Below are 16,649 nucleotides of genomic sequence, written 5' to 3'. Positions count from 1 at the left end.
GGTCCTCCGCAAGGCTGCTGACGGGTCCTCGGGAAGTCGGCGGACGGGCCTGCCGGCCGCTCCGGCGCATGGCCCGGAGGATGGCCGGGTCGTGTATCGGGAACGGGGCTCACGGGCTTGAGACGCGCGCCGGTGAGTGGCCAGGTGAGTGACCAGGAAGGCGGTCGACAGGTCTGCCGGGAGCCCCGCCGATGCGACCGCCTTCCGCGCAGGCCAACAGGCCGCCGGGACGGCTGCCGACACGGGCCTGCCGGGTGCCGGGGCCGGGCCTGCCGAGCGTCGGGGCCACCCCGCTCGCGCGCCGCCCCATCAGGACGCAGCACCTAGCCCCGGGGTGGAGCGCGACGGGCAGCTCGGCCGCCGTCGGCAGGCGGCACCCGGAGGCTGGTCGGCGGGCCCGTTAGCGGGTCCGTTCGCGGGTCCGCCGGCAGACCGGCCATGGGTCCGACGCGCGCTGCCGGATCGCGCCGGTGGTTGTCGGCGGAGCTGCCGCGAGCGGGGCCCACGTGCCTGACGGGCCGGCCTCCGGACCGTGCGGACGTCAGTCGACGGGTCTGGCCCGGAGACCGGCGGGCAAGGCCGCCGAGCCCGTCGGCAGGCCGTACGGAACGTGGGCGGAGGGCTGTACGGAACGCGGGCGGAGGGCCGAGCGGCGTCGCCCTCAGGACGCCCTCCCGACGGCCGTCCCCGTGGCCCTTCCCTCGGGTCCCCGACGGCCCTCCCGGTGGCCTTCCGGCGGCCCTCCCGACGGTCCGGGCGGGGCCCTTACGGGACCGTGCCGGAAACTCCGCCGGAACTCTTCACAAGTCCGGACCCCGCCGTTCCACCAGGCTGTGACGTGTGGCACCATGCGGGTCACCCCACCCCCACCGGCACAGCCCTCGCGGGAGACACTCCTAGTGCAGCAATCCGTTGTTCCGGAACTGGCACACACGCAGACCAGCCCCATCCAGTGGGTCGCCACGGCCACCGCCATCGCCGGAGTCGTGGCGCTGTCGTCCGTGCTTCACCCCGATCCGGCGAGGGCGGCCCAGCCCGGCGCCGGCCCGAAAACGGCGACGGCCCCGGTGGCCGCCCCCGACCCGACCGGCGTGGACTTCCCGATCACCTGCGGGCCCACCAAGGTGCTCGTGCAGAAGAAGGCCGCCGGGGACCTGGACGGCGACGGCCGCCCCGAGACCGTGGCCGTCGTCCGCTGCGACGCCGGCTCCGGCACCCCGCCCAACGGCGTCTACGTCCTCACCCAGGCCGAGGGAGCGAAACAGCCCAGGGTCGTGGCGACCCTGGTCGATCCCAAGGACCGGCTGAGCGTCACGGACTTCGCGGTGCGCGACGGAGCCGTCACAGCCACTCTGCTCGGCTACTCCTCGACCGACGTACCGAGTTGCTGCCCGGACCTGAAGGACAGCGCCAAGTGGCAGTGGAAGAACGGCGCGTTCATCCGCTCGACACCGTCCGAAGCGCGGAGTGCCTGAGCGCGCCCCCGGCGCGAGACCCGAACAAAAGAAAACACCCTCCGCGACGCGGAGGGTGTGAGGAACCAGACATCAGGTGACGCGCGGTACCCGAAAGGTCACTCCGCGTCGGAACCGTAGACCTCGACCTTGTCCGAAACCCGACGGACGTGGATGCAGTCCCCCGGGCACTCCTTCGCCGAGTCCGTCACATCGCGCAGAAGCGGCAGCGGTACGGGCGTTGTGGCGCCCACCGCCTGCAGGAGCTCGTCCTCCGGGCTCTTCACATAGGCCAGCCCGTCAATGTCCAGCTCAAAGACCTCGGGCGCGTACTGGACGCAGATCCCGTCGCCGGTACAGAGATCCTGGTCGATCCAGACCTCAAGCGCCTCGCCGTCGACTCCGGCCTCCTGCTGCACGGTCATTTCTCCTGCCGTTTTCTGCGTCGAGCGGACCGAAGACTGGGGAATCGGGCCAGCTCTGACGGGTGTTGAACACTTCGACCCTACCTCCGCCCGCTTCCCAATCATGTTCGGTGGGTATTCCCCTGGCGTGAGGGAGAGCGCAAGGGTGAAGATCGGACACACCCCGACAGTCTTTGTGATCTAGGGGTTTCAATCGACACCCACCCAGGTAGGGTCTGGAAGCGTCCAGCTCCCCTTGGAGGAGGTGAGGACCGTGGCAGCCCACGACGACGACATGAACCGCGGCATCCGCCCGGGACGAGGGTCCGATGACCCCGCCGGGCAGATTGCCTACCTTGAGCAGGAGATCGCCGTCCTGCGACGCAAGCTCGCCGACTCTCCGCGGCACACGAGGATTCTCGAAGAGCGGATCGTCGAGTTGCAGACCAACCTGGCAGGCGTGTCCGCACAGAACGAGCGGCTCGCCAACACGCTCCGTGAGGCCCGCGACCAGATCGTGGCCCTCAAGGAAGAAGTCGACCGGCTCGCACAGCCGCCGGCCGGCTTCGGTGTCTTCCTCACGGCGAACGAGGACGGCACGGCGGACATCTTCACCGGGGGCCGCAAGCTCCGGGTGAACGTCAGCCCCAGCGTGGAGCTCGTCGAGCTCAGGCGCGGCCAGGAAGTGATGCTCAACGAAGCTCTCAACGTGGTCGAGGCCATGGAGTACGAGAGCATCGGCGAGATCGTCACCCTCAAGGAGATCCTGGAGGACGGCGAGCGCGCCCTCGTGCAGGGGCACACCGACGAGGAACGGGTGGTACGGCTCGCCGAGCCGCTCCTGGACGTCAATATCCGTCCCGGGGACGCCCTGCTCCTCGAACCCCGTTCCGGCTACGTCTACGAGATCGTTCCGAAGAGCGAGGTCGAGGAACTCGTCCTCGAAGAGGTCCCGGACATCGGCTACGAGCAGATCGGCGGTCTGGGCGGCCAGATCGAGATGATCCGCGACGCGGTCGAGCTCCCGTACCTCTACCCCGACCTCTTCAAGGAGCACGAACTGCGGCCGCCCAAGGGCGTCCTGCTGTACGGGCCCCCCGGATGCGGAAAGACCCTCATCGCCAAGGCCGTGGCCAATTCGCTGGCCAAGAAGGTCGCCGAAGTGACCGGACAGGCCACCGGCAAGAGCTTCTTCCTCAACATCAAGGGCCCCGAGCTCCTGAACAAGTACGTCGGTGAGACCGAGCGGCAGATCCGGCTCATCTTCCAGCGTGCCCGGGAGAAGGCCAGCGAGGGCACACCCGTCATCGTCTTCTTCGACGAGATGGAGTCCCTCTTCCGCACCCGTGGATCAGGCGTCAGCTCGGACGTGGAGAACACCATCGTCCCGCAGCTCCTCGCCGAGATCGACGGCGTGGAGGGCCTGCAGAACGTGGTGGTGATCGGTGCCTCGAACCGTGAGGACATGATCGACCCCGCCATCCTGCGGCCCGGCCGGCTCGACGTGAAGATCAAGATCGAGCGCCCGGACGCCGAGGCGGCGAAGGACATCTTCCAGAAGTACCTCACCGAGCGTCTCCCGCTGCACCCCGAGGACGTGGGAGAGCACGGCGGCGACAGGGCGGCCACCGTCCACGGCATGATCCAGACAGCCGTGGAGCAGATGTACGCCGAATCGGAGGAGAACCGCTTCCTGGAGGTCACCTACGCCAACGGTGACAAGGAAGTCCTCTACTTCAAGGACTTCAATTCCGGCGCCATGATCGAGAACATCGTCGGCCGCGCCAAGAAGATGGCCATCAAGGACTTCTTGGAGCACAGCCAGAAGGGCCTCCGGGTCTCCCACCTCCTCCAGGCATGCGTGGACGAGTTCAAGGAGAACGAGGACCTGCCGAACACCACCAACCCGGACGACTGGGCCAGGATCTCCGGAAAGAAGGGTGAACGGATCGTCTATATCCGTACGCTCATCACCGGAAAGCAGGGCGCGGACACCGGACGCTCCATCGACACGGTGGCCAACACCGGTCAGTACCTGTAAAAGACAGGGCGGCTGCGGGTGCCCTTCACGGGTATCCGCAGCCGACTGCTTTTCAGGACATGGCCGGAGCACAGCAATGACGCAAATGATCTCCCCACCAGCGCAAAGGCGTTCTAGGCTCTTCCGTACCGCCGAGTCGCCAGTGCGGGGACGGGCACCGCACACGCACCGGAGCGCCAGCGGTACTTGAGCAGCGCCCCCGACCGAGGGCGCCGCCGGCAAGGAGGGCCGCATGACCGTACGGCGAGTAATGGGCATCGAGACGGAGTACGGGATCTCCGTCCCCGGTCACCCCAACGCCAATGCCATGCTCACCTCGTCCCAGATCGTCAACGCCTACGCGGCGGCGATGCACCGGGCGCGCCGCGCCCGCTGGGACTTCGAGGAGGAGAACCCGCTGCGGGACGCACGAGGCTTCGACCTCGCCCGGGAGACCGCCGACTCCAGCCAGCTCACCGACGAGGACATCGGTCTGGCCAATGTCATCCTCACCAACGGTGCACGGCTGTACGTCGACCACGCACACCCGGAATACAGCTCCCCCGAAGTCACCAACCCGCGGGACGCGGTCCTGTGGGACAAGGCCGGCGAGCGCATCATGGCGGAGGCCGCCGAGCGAGCGGCCCAGCTCCCGGGCGCCCAGCCGATCCACCTCTACAAGAACAACACCGACAACAAGGGCGCCTCGTACGGCACGCACGAGAACTACCTGATGAAGCGGGAGACCCCCTTCTCGGACATCGTGCGGCACCTGACGCCGTTCTTCGTCTCACGCCAGGTCGTCACCGGAGCGGGCCGCGTCGGTATCGGTCAGGACGGGCACGAGCACGGCTTCCAGCTCAGCCAGCGCGCCGACTACTTCGAGGTCGAGGTCGGCCTCGAGACCACCCTCAAGCGCCCCATCATCAACACCCGCGACGAGCCGCACGCGGACGCGGAGAAGTACCGCCGGCTGCACGTGATCATCGGGGACGCGAACCTCTCCGAGATCTCGACCTATCTCAAGCTCGGCACGACGGCGCTCGTCCTCTCCATGATCGAGGACGGCTTCATCGCCGTCGACCTGGCCGTCGACCAGCCCGTACGCACCCTCCACCAGGTCTCCCACGACCCGACCCTCAAGCGCCTGGTCACACTCCGCAGCGGCCGCACGCTCACCGCGGTCCAGCTCCAGATGGAGTACTTCGAGCTGTCCCGCAAGTACGTCGAGGAGCGCTTCGGGGCGGACGCCGACGAACAGACCAAGGACGTCCTGCTGCGCTGGGAGGACACCCTGAACCGCCTGGAGAACGACCCGATGAGCCTCTCCGGGGAGCTCGACTGGGTCGCCAAGCGGGAGCTCATGGAGGGCTACCGGCGCCGTGACGACCTCGACTGGGACGCCGCCCGGCTGCACCTGGTCGACCTCCAGTACGCCGACGTGCGTGCCGAGAAGGGCCTCTACAACCGTCTGGCCGCCCGCGGCAAGATCAAGCGCCTGCTGGACGAGAACGAGGTCGAGCGGGCCCGCACGACACCGCCCGAGGACACCCGGGCGTACTTCCGCGGGCGCTGCCTGGAGCAGTACGCGGACGACGTGGCGGCGGCCTCCTGGGACTCGGTGATCTTCGATCTGCCGGGCCGGGACTCGCTCCAGCGCGTCCCAACCCTGGAGCCGCTTCGCGGAACGCGTAATCACGTCAAGGAGCTCCTGGACCGCTGCCGTACGGCCGAGGACCTGGTCAGGGTCCTGTCGGGCAACTGAGCTTCCACCCGGACGGCACCGGCCGGACAGGGTGGAATACCTGGCGTTACGGGAATCATCGAGGTGGCCCCCGTACGTTGTAGCAACTGCGGGGCCGATGTCGGACCCTGCTTGTAGGGTCTGATCAAGAACGTCGAACCGAGCGGGGTGAGGGTTATGGCGACCAAGGACACCGGCGGCGGACAGCAGAAGGCGACGCGTTCCACCGAGGAGGTCGAGGAACAGTCGCAAGACGCACAGGCGACCGACGACCTCAAGGAACGCCAGGAAAAGCTGAGCGACGACGTCGACTCGGTTCTTGACGAAATTGACGATGTCTTGGAGGAGAACGCCGAGGACTTCGTCCGTAGCTTCGTTCAGAAGGGCGGCGAGTAGCCTTCGAATCCAAGGCCACGGGGGGCTTCGGGTTGAAGAGCGAAGAGGGTGTGAAGTGTTGCGTGCGGTGCGGCGAAGCCAAGCCGCACGCGGCCTTCGCTCGTAAGCGGTCCAATCTGGACGGTCTGCAGCATCACTGTCGAGATTGCGCGTCGGACTATCACCGAAAGCGTCAGGTGAGTCTCGGGCGGAAAGTCCGCCCTCAGGCGGACGTGCCCGAGGGGCACAAGCTCTGCCTCAAATGCGGTGAGGTCAAGCCGTGGAGCGAGTGGCATCGCAATGCAACGGCTTCGGACGGGCTGTCTACGCGTTGCAAGGTGTGCCGAGTCGCCGAGGGGCGTGCGGGACACCTCAAACGCCACTACGGCCTCACCGAAGCCGAACGCGACGAGATGGTGGCCTCGCAGATGGGGCTCTGCGTGATCTGCTTGAAAGCTCCCGCCATTCATGTGGATCACTGCCACAAGACGGGTAGTGTCCGTGGCGTACTGTGCTTCAACTGCAATTCGGCCATCGGCAAGTTGGGAGATGATCCCGACGCAGTTCGTCGGGCTGCCGCCTACTTGGAAGGATCCCCGTGGAAGCCAACACTCGTAGCACCGGGCGTCTACCGGCTGCCTTCCTGACGCCCGGGTCGTCGTCCTTCATGGACTTCCTGTCCGAGCACCAGCCGGAGATGCTGCCGGGCAAGCGGCAACTGCCGCCCATCCAGGGCGTGATCGAGGCCCCGCACGGCACGACCATCGTCGCCGTCACCTTCGCCGGCGGAGTCGTCCTCGCCGGTGACCGGCGGGCCACGATGGGGAACGTCATCGCCCAGCGAGACATCGAGAAGGTGTTCCCGGCCGACGAGTACTCGGCGGTGGGCATCGCCGGTACGGCGGGTCTGGCCGTGGAGATGGTGAAGCTGTTCCAGCTGGAGCTGGAGCACTTCGAGAAGGTGGAGGGCGCCACGCTCTCCCTGGAGGGCAAGGCGAACCGCCTGTCCACGATGATCCGTTCCAACCTCGGCATGGCCATGCAGGGCCTCGCCGTGGTCCCCCTCTTCGCGGGCTTCGACGTGGACCGCGACCGGGGCCGCATCTTCTCCTACGACGTCACCGGCGGCCGCTCCGAGGAGCACGGCTACGCGGCCACGGGCTCCGGCTCGATCTTCGCGCGCAGCGCCATGAAGAAGCTCTACGCCAAGGATCTGACGGAGGACCAGGCTACGACGCTGGTCGTCCAGGCCCTCTACGACGCGGCCGACGACGACTCGGCGACCGGTGGTCCCGATGTCGCGCGCCGGATCTACCCGATCGTCACCGTGATCACCGAGACCGGCTTCCGCCGGCTCACCGACGATGAGTCCTCCGAGATCGCCCGCGTGATCCTGGAGCGGCGACTCGTGCAGCCCGACGGCCCGCGTGCCGCGCTGCTCTGAGACCGGCCTCTTTTCCCAGGTGATCCAGTGACTTCGACAGAAAGGGACGGATAGCCGGTGTCGACTCCGTTCTACGTCTCACCCCAGCAGGCCATGGCCGACCGGGCGGAGTATGCCCGCAAGGGCATCGCCCGTGGCCGCAGCCTGGTCGTGCTGCAGTACGCCGACGGCATCGTGTTCGTCGGCGAGAACCCGTCCCGCGCGCTGCACAAGTTCAGCGAGATCTACGACCGGATCGGCTTCGCGGCCGCCGGCAAGTACAACGAGTACGAGAACCTGCGGATCGGCGGTGTGCGCTACGCCGACCTGCGCGGCTACACGTACGACCGTGACGACGTGACCGCCCGTGGTCTCGCCAATGTGTACGCCCAGACGCTGGGCACGATCTTCTCGTCGGCGGCGGAGAAGCCGTACGAGGTGGAGCTGGTGGTCGCCGAGGTCGGCGACACGCCCGACGGGGACCAGATCTACCGGCTGCCGCACGACGGTTCGATCGTGGACGAGCACGGTTCGGTCGCCGTCGGCGGCAATGCCGAGCAGATCAGCACCTATCTGGACACCCAGCACCGGGACGGGATGTCGCTGGCGGAGGCTTTGAAGCTGGCTGTTCAGTCGCTGTCCCGGGAGCCGAACGGCGGCGAGCGGGAGATTCCGGCGGAGCGCCTGGAGGTCGCGGTGCTGGACCGGACGCGGCCGCAGAAGCGGAAGTTCAAGCGGATCGTCGGTCGTCAGCTCGGCCGGCTGCTGGAGGCCGGAGGAGCGGAGACCGCGACGGAGGCCGAGGACGCCGACGACGACGAGTGAGGTCACGTCCGACCTCGCGCCCGTCAGTCGGGTGCACATACGGAAGGGGCCGCCCCGGTGCACACCGGCGCGGCCCCTTCCGCGTGCGGGCCCGGGTCCGGTGGGCCCAGGGGTGAAGGTGGTGGCGTCTACGGGGCTGGAGGGGCCGTGGAGCCCCGAACGACCAGTTCGACGGGGATGTCCTCCTGCGGGGGTGTGCGGCCGTCCAGGACGGCGAGGAGGGCCTTCATGCCCTGTTCGCCGAAACGCTCCGCGTCCAGGCGGACCGTCGTGAGTTCCGGGTCGAGGGCGCGGGCCAGGGCGAGGTCGTCCAGGCCGGTGATGGAGATGTCCTCGGGGATGCGCAGGCCGAGGCGGCGGGCCGCCTTGTAGGCGCCGGCGGCCAGTTTGTCGTCGTCGCAGATCACTGCGGTGGGGCGCGGTCCCGGGGCGGTGAGGGCGGTCTGGGCCGCGGCCAGGGCGTCCTCGAAGGAGATGGGCGCCCGTGCGACGCGCAGGCTGGTTCCGGGGATCTCGCAGAGGCAGGAGGCGATTTCCCGGGCGCGGACCTCGAAGGTCCAGGACGGGATGTCGGCGGCGAGGTGCAGGAAGCGGCGGTGGCCGAGTTCGAGCAGATGGGCGGTGATCTGGCGTACGCCGTCCGCGATGTCGAGGTTGACGGTCGCCGCGCCCTGGCTGCCGGCCGGGTCGCTGTCGAGCATGACCAGGGGGAGCTGGTCCCCGCGGATCGCGGTGAGGGCGTCGGCCGCCATGGAGGAGGCGATCACGCCGTCGAGGGCGGCCTGGGCGGAGCCGAAGGGGTCGCGGGCGGGGCCGATGCCCTCGGGGGAGGGGTAGAGGACCACGCCGAAGCCGTGCTGGGCGGCCACGCGGGCCGCGCCGGTGTAGACGCCCGCGAAGAACTCGGTGGTGAGCGCGGGGACCACCAGGAGGACGGTGCGGGTGCGGCCGAGGCGGAGGTTGCGGGCGGCCAGGTTGGGGCGGTAGCCGAGCTCCTGGGCCGCGTCCCGGACGCGTTCGGCCGTCGCCGCGGAGACGCGGCCGCGCCACTTGTCGCCCAGTACCAGGGAGACCGCTGCCTGGGAGACCCCGGCGGCCTCGGCGACGTCCCGGCTGGTGGGGCGCGTACTACCTCTTGCCACCGTCGGCCTGCTCCTTCGTCTGGACTCCCGGACAGCGCACATGGTACGTATGGAAGGAGGCGTTATACGTAACACTTGAACGTCGCGCACTATCTGGAAGGGCAGGCCATGGCCGCGGGATACCTGGAGATCCTCAGGGCGAGGCACGCCACCCGGCTGCTCGTCGGCACGCTCGTGGGGCGGCTGCCGAACGCCACCGCGGCCATCGCGGTCGTGCTGTTCGTGCGGGCCGAGGGTGGCACGTACAGCCTGGCGGGCGCGCTCGCCGCCGTGTACGGGGTGGCCAACGCGGTGGGACAGCCCCTGCTCGGCAGGCTCGTGGACCTCTACGGGCAACCGCGGGTGCAGCTGCCGGCGGCGGTCGTCTCGGCCTTCGGGATGGGCGTCTTCGCCTTCGTCGGGACGGGCCGGCCGGGCCTCGCCTGTGCCGCGATGGCCGTGGCCGGTCTCTTCACGCCTCCCCTGGAGGGCGGTCTGCGGGCGCTGTGGCCCTCCGTCCTGCGCAAGGAGGAGCAGGTGCACACCGCGTACGCGATGGACGCCGTGGCGCAGGAAGTGATGTTCACCGTCGGGCCGTTGTTCGTGACGCTGTGCGTCTCGCTCTGGTCCGCCCGGGCCGCGCTGCTGATCCTGAGCGTCATCGGTGTCCTGGGGGCCCTCTCCGTGGTCGTCTCGCCGCCCTCGCGCGCGTGGCGGTCGGCCCCGCGCGAGGCGCACTGGCTCGGCGCCCTGCGCTCACTGGGGCTGGTGGCCCTGCTCGGCGCGTTCCTGTTCATCGGGATGGCGCTCGGCTCGATCACGGTCGCCGCGGTGTCGTACGCCGACGGGCACGGCGGGGACGCGGTGTACGGCTGGCTGATGGCGGGCATCGGCCTCGGCGCGCTGCTCGGCGGCCTGGTCTACGGCGCGCGTCGGTGGGGCGGGGCGCCGGAGCGGCGACTGCGGGTGCTCGTAGCCCTTCTGGCGGTCTGTTACGTCCCGCTGATGCTGGTGCCCGGTCCGGTCGCCATGACGGCTCTGGCCACGCTCGCCGGGGTGTTCCTCGCGCCCTGCATCGCCTGCGCCTTCGTCCTGGTGGACCGGCACGCTCCGGCCGGTACCGTCACCGAGGCCTTCTCCTGGCTCGTGACGACGTTCACCGTGGGCGCGTCGGTCGGAACGGGCCTCGCGGGGCCCGTCGTCGAGTGGGGCGGGGCGGCCCGGGGCTTCGCCGTTCCGGGGGTCGCGGGCGCGGCCGCGCTGGTGGTTCTGCTGGCCACGGGCCGGGTCCTCGCAGCTACCGGGAGGGGCGCGGTCGTTGCGGTCTCATCGGAAAATGATCCAAACCGAGCCGTCGAACCCCGTTTCAGCTCAGGGGATCGGGCGTAATGTTCAGTCATGGACCGCCGCATTTTCGGGCTGGAGAACGAGTACGGCGTCACGTGTACGTTCAGGGGACAGCGCCGCCTGTCTCCCGACGAGGTGGCGCGGTACCTCTTCCGCCGTGTCGTGTCATGGGGCCGCAGCAGCAATGTCTTTCTGCGGAACGGTGCCCGCCTTTATCTCGACGTGGGATCACATCCGGAATACGCGACACCCGAATGTGACAACGTGACGGAGCTCGTCACCCACGACAAGGCCGGCGAGCGCATTCTCGAAGGACTCCTGGTGGACGCCGAACGACGCCTGCACGAGGAAGGAATCGCGGGCGACGTCTATCTGTTCAAGAACAACACCGACTCGGCAGGCAACTCCTACGGATGCCACGAGAACTATCTGGTGGCGCGGCACGGGGAGTTCTCCCGGCTCGCGGACATCCTCATTCCGTTCCTCGTCACGAGGCAGCTGCTGTGCGGTGCCGGCAAGGTGCTGCAGACTCCGCGCGGTGCCGTGTACTGCGTGAGCCAGCGAGCCGAGCACATCTGGGAGGGTGTCAGTTCCGCGACGACGCGCTCCCGGCCCATCATCAACACGCGGGACGAGCCGCACGCGGACGCCGAGCGCTACCGTCGGCTGCACGTCATCGTCGGTGACTCGAACATGTCCGAGACGACCATGCTCCTCAAGGTCGGTGCCACCGACCTCGTGCTGCGCATGATCGAGGCGGGCACCGTCATGCGTGACCTCACCCTGGAGAACCCCATTCGGGCGATCCGTGAGGTCAGCCACGACATCACGGGCCGCCGCAAGGTGCGCCTCGCCAGCGGCCGTGAGGCCTCCGCGCTCGAAGTGCAGCGCGAGTACTACGAGAAGGCCGTGGACTTCGTCGAGCGCCGCGGCATCCGAACCGGAACCGTCGAACAGGTCCTCGAACTGTGGGGCCGTGTGCTCGACTCGATCGAGGCCGAGGACCTCGACCGGATCGGCACCGAGATCGACTGGGTCATGAAGTACCAGCTCATCGAGCGGTACCGGGCCAAGCACAACATGACCATGTCGCACCCGAGGGTCGCGCAGATAGACCTCGCCTACCACGACATCCACCGTCGTCGTGGCCTCTACTACCTGCTGGAGAGGAAGGGGCAAGCCGCGCGGATCTGCAACGACTTGAAGATCTTCGAGGGCAAGTCCGTACCGCCGCAGACGACTCGGGCGCGGCTGCGCGGCGACTTCATCCGGCGGGCTCAGGAGCAGCGCCGCGACTTCACCGTGGACTGGGTCCACCTGAAGCTCAACGACCAGGCGCAGCGCACGGTGTTGTGCAAGGACCCGTTCCGTTCGGTGGACGACCGGGTGGAGAAGCTCATCGCCGGAATGTGAGCCGGGGTTTCGCGGGTGAAGCGGAACGCAACGCGGGGCGCCGTACGTTTTCCGTACGGCGCCCTTCTCACGTCGTAGAGTTGCGCGCACGCCATCAACCAAGATCGACCGATACGAGGCCCCCACCGTGCGCCGACGCTCACTCCTTCTGTCCGTACCCGCTGGACTGGTCACACTCGCCGGATGCGGTGACGACGGCAAGTCAGACACGGCGAAGTCCAGCAACAGTCCCTCGCCTTCGGCCTCCGCCGCGGCCTCCGCGCCGCCCCCGCCGAAGATCGTCGACGGCCCGCTGCCGGCGATCACCGCCGGTACGAAGTTCGGTGAGAAGCCGACCGTCGCCAAGGGGACCGGAGAGCCGTCGAAGGACCTCGCGGTCAGGACGGTCATCGCGGGCGGCGGCCAGACGGTCGCGGAGAACGACTACATCCAGGCCAACTACCTGGGTCAGATCTGGGCCACGGCGAAGGTCTTCGACAACTCCTACGACCGCAAGACGCCGCTGGTCATCCAGCTCGCGCAGGGCGGCATCATCGACGGCTGGCGCTACGCCCTGGTGGGCAAGAAGGCCGGCAGCCGTGTCGAGATGTCGGTCCCCCCGACCTGGGGCTACGGCTCGCAGGGCAACGCGCAGGCGGGTATCAAGGGCACGGACACGCTGGTGTTCGTCGTCGACATCGAGAACACGTTCAACTCCAAGAGCTCCGCCAAGGGCAAGGACGTCGCGCAGAGCGATGCCAAGCTGCCGAAGGTCGGCACCAACACGAACGGCGAAGCTCCCAAGATCACGGTACCGAAGACGGACCCTCCCACGGCGCTCGTGGCGAACTATGTGATCGAGGGCGACGGCGACGTGGTCAAGGCCGACAACAGCGTCCTGGTGCAGTACGAGGGCGTGCTCTGGGACACCGGCAAGGAGTTCGACTCCACGTACCAGCGGGGTCAGCTGACGTCGTTCGGGCTCCAGCAGGTCGTCAAGGGCTGGGCGCAGGGGCTGACCGGCAAGAAGGTGGGCAGCCGCGTTCTCATCGTGATCCCGCCGAAGCTGGGTTACGGCGACAAGCCGCCGGCCGGCAGCGGGATCAAGAAGGACTCCACGCTCGTCTTCTCGGTCGACATCCTGGCGAAGATGTGACGCCCTCGGTGATGTAAGACTGTCAGCGTTGCCCATACGTACACAAGCAGGAGCAAAGACGTGAGCATCGAGAAGCCCGAGATCGATTTCCCTGAGGGCCAGCCGCCGGCGGACCTCGAGATCAAGGACATCTGGGAGGGCGAAGGCCCCGAGGCCAAGTCGGGCCAGAACGTCACGGTGCACTACGTGGGTGTGTCGTTCAGCACGGGTGAGGAGTTCGACGCGAGCTGGAACCGGGGCGAACCGTTCCGTTTCCCGCTCGGCGGCGGCCGCGTCATCAAGGGCTGGGACAAGGGTGTGCAGGGCATGAAGGTCGGCGGCCGTCGCCGGCTGACCATCCCCGCCCACCTCGCCTACGGCGACCAGAGCCCGACCCCGGCGATCAAGCCCGGTGAGACGCTGATCTTCGTAGTCGACCTGATCGCGGTCTGATCACGGCGGACCGGATCCGATCTGGATTCGATCATCTGGGGCCCATGCCTGTCCGGGCATGGGCCCTCGGCTTTTACCGCGACCCTCCGGAGCGGTACGGTCATCGGTCGGAAGCACCATAGGAAGGGCGTCGATGGCCATTGCCAAGGCCGAGCGGCTGATGAACCTCGCACTGTGTCTGCTCGGGACGCGGCGGCCGCTCAGCAAGCGCGAACTCCGCGAGTCCATCGAGGCCTATCTGGAAGCCGGGTCGGACGACTCCTTCAACCGGATGTTCGAGCGGGACAAGGACGATCTGCGCGAACTCGGCCTGGTCATCGAGACGGTGGAGAACCTCGACGGCGAGGTGGGTTATCTCGCCCGCCGGGACAGTAACCGCCTGCCGCCGATCACCCTCGACGCCGAGGAGGCCGCCGCCCTCGGTCTGGCCGCCAAGGTCTGGCAGCAGGCCCGGCTGGCCGGTGCCGCGAGCGGCGCGCTGCAGAAGCTGCGCGCCGCGGGTCTGCCCGAGGATGTGGACCCGTACGAGTCGCACGGTGCCCTGGAGCCGCACATTCCCGTCCACGAGGCCGCCTTCGAGCCCCTGATGCTCGCCTGCCGCGACCGCCGTCCGGTCGTCTTCGACTACCGCAAGGCCACCGCCGTGCGCCCTGAGACGCGGCATGTCGAGCCCTGGGCCCTGGAGTGCTGGCGCGGCCACTGGTATCTCGCGGGCTGGGACCGCGACCGCGGCGCCGAGCGCGTCTTCCGGCTCTCCCGGATCACCGGCAAGGTCCGCGCGCGTGCGGGGCGGTACACGGCAGAGGTCCCCGATGTCGTCACCGTGCGCGAGACGGTCGCCGGCTGGGCGGGGGAGATCACCGACCGCTCGGCGTTGATCCGGCTGCGTTCCGGCGCGGGCTATCCGCTGCGGGCCAAGGCTGTCTCCGTACGGGAACTGGGCGGCGGCTGGGACGAGTTGGAGATTCCGTACGGGCACGGACTGGACGCCTGGCTGGTCGAGTTCGGGCCGGACGTGGTGGTCGTGGAGCCCGCCGAACTGCGGGCCGATGTGGTCGACCGGCTGCGCGCCGTGGCCAAGGGCTGAGGGGAAACGTAAGAAAGTGGCAGGAAAACCGGCCAGGCCCACGAACGCGATCGACCAGACCCGGCGGATGCTCTCCCTGGTGACGTATCTGCGTGAGCGCCCCGGCGCCCGCGTCGGCGATGTCGCCCGTGCCTTCGGGATCACCGAGGACGAACTGATCTCCGACCTCGACGTGCTGCCGCTGTGCGGGACCAGCTTCCGTGGCGGGGACCTGCTCGACATCGACACCGACGGCGACCGGATCTGGTGGCACAACCCCGACGACGTCGCCGAGCCGCTGCGGATCGCCGCCGACGAGGCGACCGCGCTGCTGGTGGCCGCCCGCGCGGTGTCCACCCTGCCCGGCCTGCGTGAGGGCGACCGGCAGGCGCTGCTGCGGGCCACCGCCAAGGTGGAGGCCGCCTCGGGGGAGGCGGCGGGTGCCAGCTCCCGGCTGTCGGTGACCTTCGAGTCCGAGGGCGGCGTCTTCGCCGACGTGGACCGGGCGATCTCCGAGCGGCGCCGGCTGTGGATCCGCTACTACTCGCCCTCGCGGGACGAGCTGAGCGAACGCGAGATCGATCCGATCCGCCTGGTCAGCGTGGGTCACACCTATGTGGAGGCCTGGTGCCGCCGCTCGGAGGCGCGCCGCACCTTCCGGCTCGACCGGGTCGCCGAGATCCGCATCCTGGACGAGCCGTCCGCGCCGCCGGAGGTCGAGCTGCGGGATCTGTCCGAGGGGCTGGTCCAGCCCGCGGCCGAGGACCCCGAGGTGGTCGTCGAGGTCGGTCCCGGCGGGCGCTGGGTCGCCGAGTACTACCCGCACGACAGCGCGGATGAGCTGCCGGACGGCGGGCTGCGTATCACCTTGCGGACCCCTGATCCCACGTCGCTGCGGCGGCTGGCCCTGCGTCTCGGCGGTGACGGCCGGATCGTCTCGCCCGAGGACCTCGCGGACAGCGCCCGGAGCGCGGCTCGCGAGGCGCTGGCCGCCTACGACGCGCCGGACGGGCTCGAAGGGGTCGAGGACAGGCCGTACGAGGGGCGGGAGCAAGGGCTTTGAGCACGTCGTCGATGTCTGGTGCGCCGGGAAGGCCGGGCACATCGGAGAAGCCGGGTGCCGTGCGGCGGGCGGAGACGGCGGGACGCGCCGGGGCGCCTTCGGGTGCGCCGGGGACGCCCGGCCGGACGGGGTCGCCCTCGGGTGCGCCGGAGATGTCGGTCGGGACGGCCTTCGCCGGGATGCGAAGGGTGGTCGAGGTGATGTTCAAGGCCGCCTGTCCCGACTGCCGGGCCGGCTTCGAGCTCACGCCGGGCGCCCTGCGCCTGGCCATCGGCGCCAGCAGCCGCACCACGTTCTACTCGTTCACCTGTCCCGCGTGCGGTTCCGCCGTCCGCAAGCCCGCGGGGGAGCGCATCGTCGAACTGCTCACCGGGGGCGGGGTCCGCACGCTGCGGCTGCACTCCACCCTCTAAGGTCGTCGTCATGTTCTGGCCGATGTTTGCGATCGCCGCGGGTTTCCTGGGAATCACGGTTCTGGGAGTGCTCGCCGTCCGTGTCTTCCTGGAAGCGGAGCGTCTGGGCCGACAGGTGGCCGACTCCGCGCGCCGCATCGGCACGGCCTCCGAGGACCTGGAACGGGCCGCTGTGAGGGCCGCACGCTCTATGGATGCGGTATGAGTCGTTCCATGGATGCGCAATGAGTCACGCCAGCCTGTCAACTTCATGCCGGGGCCAGGTACGCTCAGGGTCGCGGCCCGGAGAATGAGGCGCGGGCCGCGAACTGGGAGTACGCACAGGGATTGCCCCGCGTTCACCCCTGAGCGTTACGATCGCTGACAACGCGATGATCGGACACATGTCCGATCCATCGGACAGCACCCCGACCA

General features: G+C 68.8%; 17 protein-coding genes. 15 read left to right on the top strand and 2 right to left on the bottom strand.

Features of this window, described 5'->3' with window-relative positions; translation table 11 throughout:
- Window positions 1–899 precede the first annotated feature (899 nt).
- Window positions 900–1,475, top strand: a complete 576-nt coding sequence (locus N4G66_RS06240; protein WP_261702930.1) for a hypothetical protein — start codon at window positions 900–902, stop codon at window positions 1,473–1,475.
- A 98-nt stretch (window positions 1,476–1,573) separates the two neighbouring features.
- On the opposite strand, the gene N4G66_RS06235 is transcribed toward N4G66_RS06240, so the two are convergent.
- Complete coding sequence (locus tag N4G66_RS06235) at window positions 1,574–1,879, bottom strand: ferredoxin (protein WP_261702929.1); 306 nt, start codon at window positions 1,877–1,879, stop codon at window positions 1,574–1,576.
- Window positions 1,880–2,132: 253 nt separating this feature from the next.
- Here N4G66_RS06235 and arc point away from each other — a divergent pair, with 253 nt between their 5' ends.
- The 6 genes from arc to prcA all read left to right on the top strand — a co-directional run bounded on the left by arc (window position 2,133) and on the right by prcA (window position 8,245).
- Window positions 2,133–3,899, top strand: a complete 1,767-nt coding sequence (gene arc / locus N4G66_RS06230; RefSeq protein ID WP_261702928.1) for a proteasome ATPase — start codon at window positions 2,133–2,135, stop codon at window positions 3,897–3,899.
- A 232-nt stretch (window positions 3,900–4,131) separates the two neighbouring features.
- Window positions 4,132–5,643, top strand: coding sequence for a depupylase/deamidase Dop (gene dop / locus N4G66_RS06225; protein WP_391858761.1), 1,512 nt, complete (start codon window positions 4,132–4,134; stop codon window positions 5,641–5,643).
- Window positions 5,644–5,799: 156 nt separating this feature from the next.
- Complete coding sequence (locus N4G66_RS06220; RefSeq protein ID WP_261702927.1) at window positions 5,800–6,018, top strand: ubiquitin-like protein Pup; 219 nt, start codon at window positions 5,800–5,802, stop codon at window positions 6,016–6,018.
- A gap of 32 nt (window positions 6,019–6,050) precedes the next feature.
- Window positions 6,051–6,644 carry an endonuclease VII domain-containing protein gene (locus N4G66_RS06215; RefSeq protein ID WP_261702926.1) on the top strand — a complete coding sequence of 198 codons (594 nt, stop codon included), beginning with the start codon at window positions 6,051–6,053 and terminating at the stop codon, window positions 6,642–6,644.
- On the top strand, window positions 6,596–7,441 hold the full coding sequence (prcB, locus tag N4G66_RS06210) for a proteasome subunit beta (protein WP_261702925.1): 846 nt from the start codon (window positions 6,596–6,598) through the stop codon (window positions 7,439–7,441). The genes N4G66_RS06215 and prcB overlap by 49 nt, the downstream gene beginning before the upstream one ends.
- A gap of 57 nt (window positions 7,442–7,498) precedes the next feature.
- Complete coding sequence (prcA, locus tag N4G66_RS06205; protein ID WP_261702924.1) at window positions 7,499–8,245, top strand: proteasome subunit alpha; 747 nt, start codon at window positions 7,499–7,501, stop codon at window positions 8,243–8,245.
- Window positions 8,246–8,373: 128 nt separating this feature from the next.
- Here the strand turns inward: prcA and N4G66_RS06200 are convergent, their stop codons facing one another.
- Window positions 8,374–9,387, bottom strand: coding sequence for a LacI family DNA-binding transcriptional regulator (locus N4G66_RS06200; RefSeq protein ID WP_261702923.1), 1,014 nt, complete (start codon window positions 9,385–9,387; stop codon window positions 8,374–8,376).
- Window positions 9,388–9,495: 108 nt separating this feature from the next.
- On the opposite strand from N4G66_RS06200, the gene N4G66_RS06195 reads away from it, so the two are divergent.
- The 8 genes from N4G66_RS06195 (at window position 9,496) to N4G66_RS06160 (ending at window position 16,440) form a co-directional block, all read left to right on the top strand.
- On the top strand, window positions 9,496–10,755 hold the full coding sequence (locus N4G66_RS06195; RefSeq protein WP_261702970.1) for an MFS transporter: 1,260 nt from the start codon (window positions 9,496–9,498) through the stop codon (window positions 10,753–10,755).
- Between the two features lie 9 nt (window positions 10,756–10,764).
- Window positions 10,765–12,126, top strand: coding sequence for a Pup--protein ligase (gene pafA, locus N4G66_RS06190; RefSeq protein WP_171143128.1), 1,362 nt, complete (start codon window positions 10,765–10,767; stop codon window positions 12,124–12,126).
- Window positions 12,127–12,253: 127 nt separating this feature from the next.
- Window positions 12,254–13,261: an FKBP-type peptidyl-prolyl cis-trans isomerase gene (locus N4G66_RS06185; RefSeq protein WP_261702922.1), complete on the top strand. Its 1,008-nt coding sequence runs from the start codon at window positions 12,254–12,256 to the stop codon at window positions 13,259–13,261.
- Window positions 13,262–13,321: 60 nt separating this feature from the next.
- A complete protein-coding gene (locus tag N4G66_RS06180) occupies window positions 13,322–13,693 on the top strand; it encodes an FKBP-type peptidyl-prolyl cis-trans isomerase (RefSeq protein WP_261702921.1) in 372 nt (123 codons plus the stop codon).
- A gap of 133 nt (window positions 13,694–13,826) precedes the next feature.
- A complete protein-coding gene (locus tag N4G66_RS06175; RefSeq protein ID WP_261702920.1) occupies window positions 13,827–14,780 on the top strand; it encodes a helix-turn-helix transcriptional regulator in 954 nt (317 codons plus the stop codon).
- Window positions 14,781–14,796: 16 nt separating this feature from the next.
- Window positions 14,797–15,822: a helix-turn-helix transcriptional regulator gene (locus tag N4G66_RS06170; RefSeq protein ID WP_261702919.1), complete on the top strand. Its 1,026-nt coding sequence runs from the start codon at window positions 14,797–14,799 to the stop codon at window positions 15,820–15,822.
- A 152-nt stretch (window positions 15,823–15,974) separates the two neighbouring features.
- The gene (locus N4G66_RS06165; protein ID WP_103553753.1) at window positions 15,975–16,235 is read left to right on the top strand and encodes a hypothetical protein; all 261 of its coding nucleotides are present in this window, start codon (window positions 15,975–15,977) and stop codon (window positions 16,233–16,235) included.
- Window positions 16,236–16,245: 10 nt separating this feature from the next.
- A complete protein-coding gene (locus N4G66_RS06160; protein ID WP_261702918.1) occupies window positions 16,246–16,440 on the top strand; it encodes a hypothetical protein in 195 nt (64 codons plus the stop codon).
- Window positions 16,441–16,649: the final 209 nt, after the last annotated feature.

Source organism: Streptomyces rhizosphaerihabitans (assembly GCF_025399795.1).
GTDB classification, from domain to species: Bacteria; Actinomycetota; Actinomycetes; order Streptomycetales; family Streptomycetaceae; genus Streptomyces; species Streptomyces rhizosphaerihabitans.
Note: the sequence above shows the minus strand (reverse complement) of the source record. Positions and strands in the feature narration are given on the sequence as shown.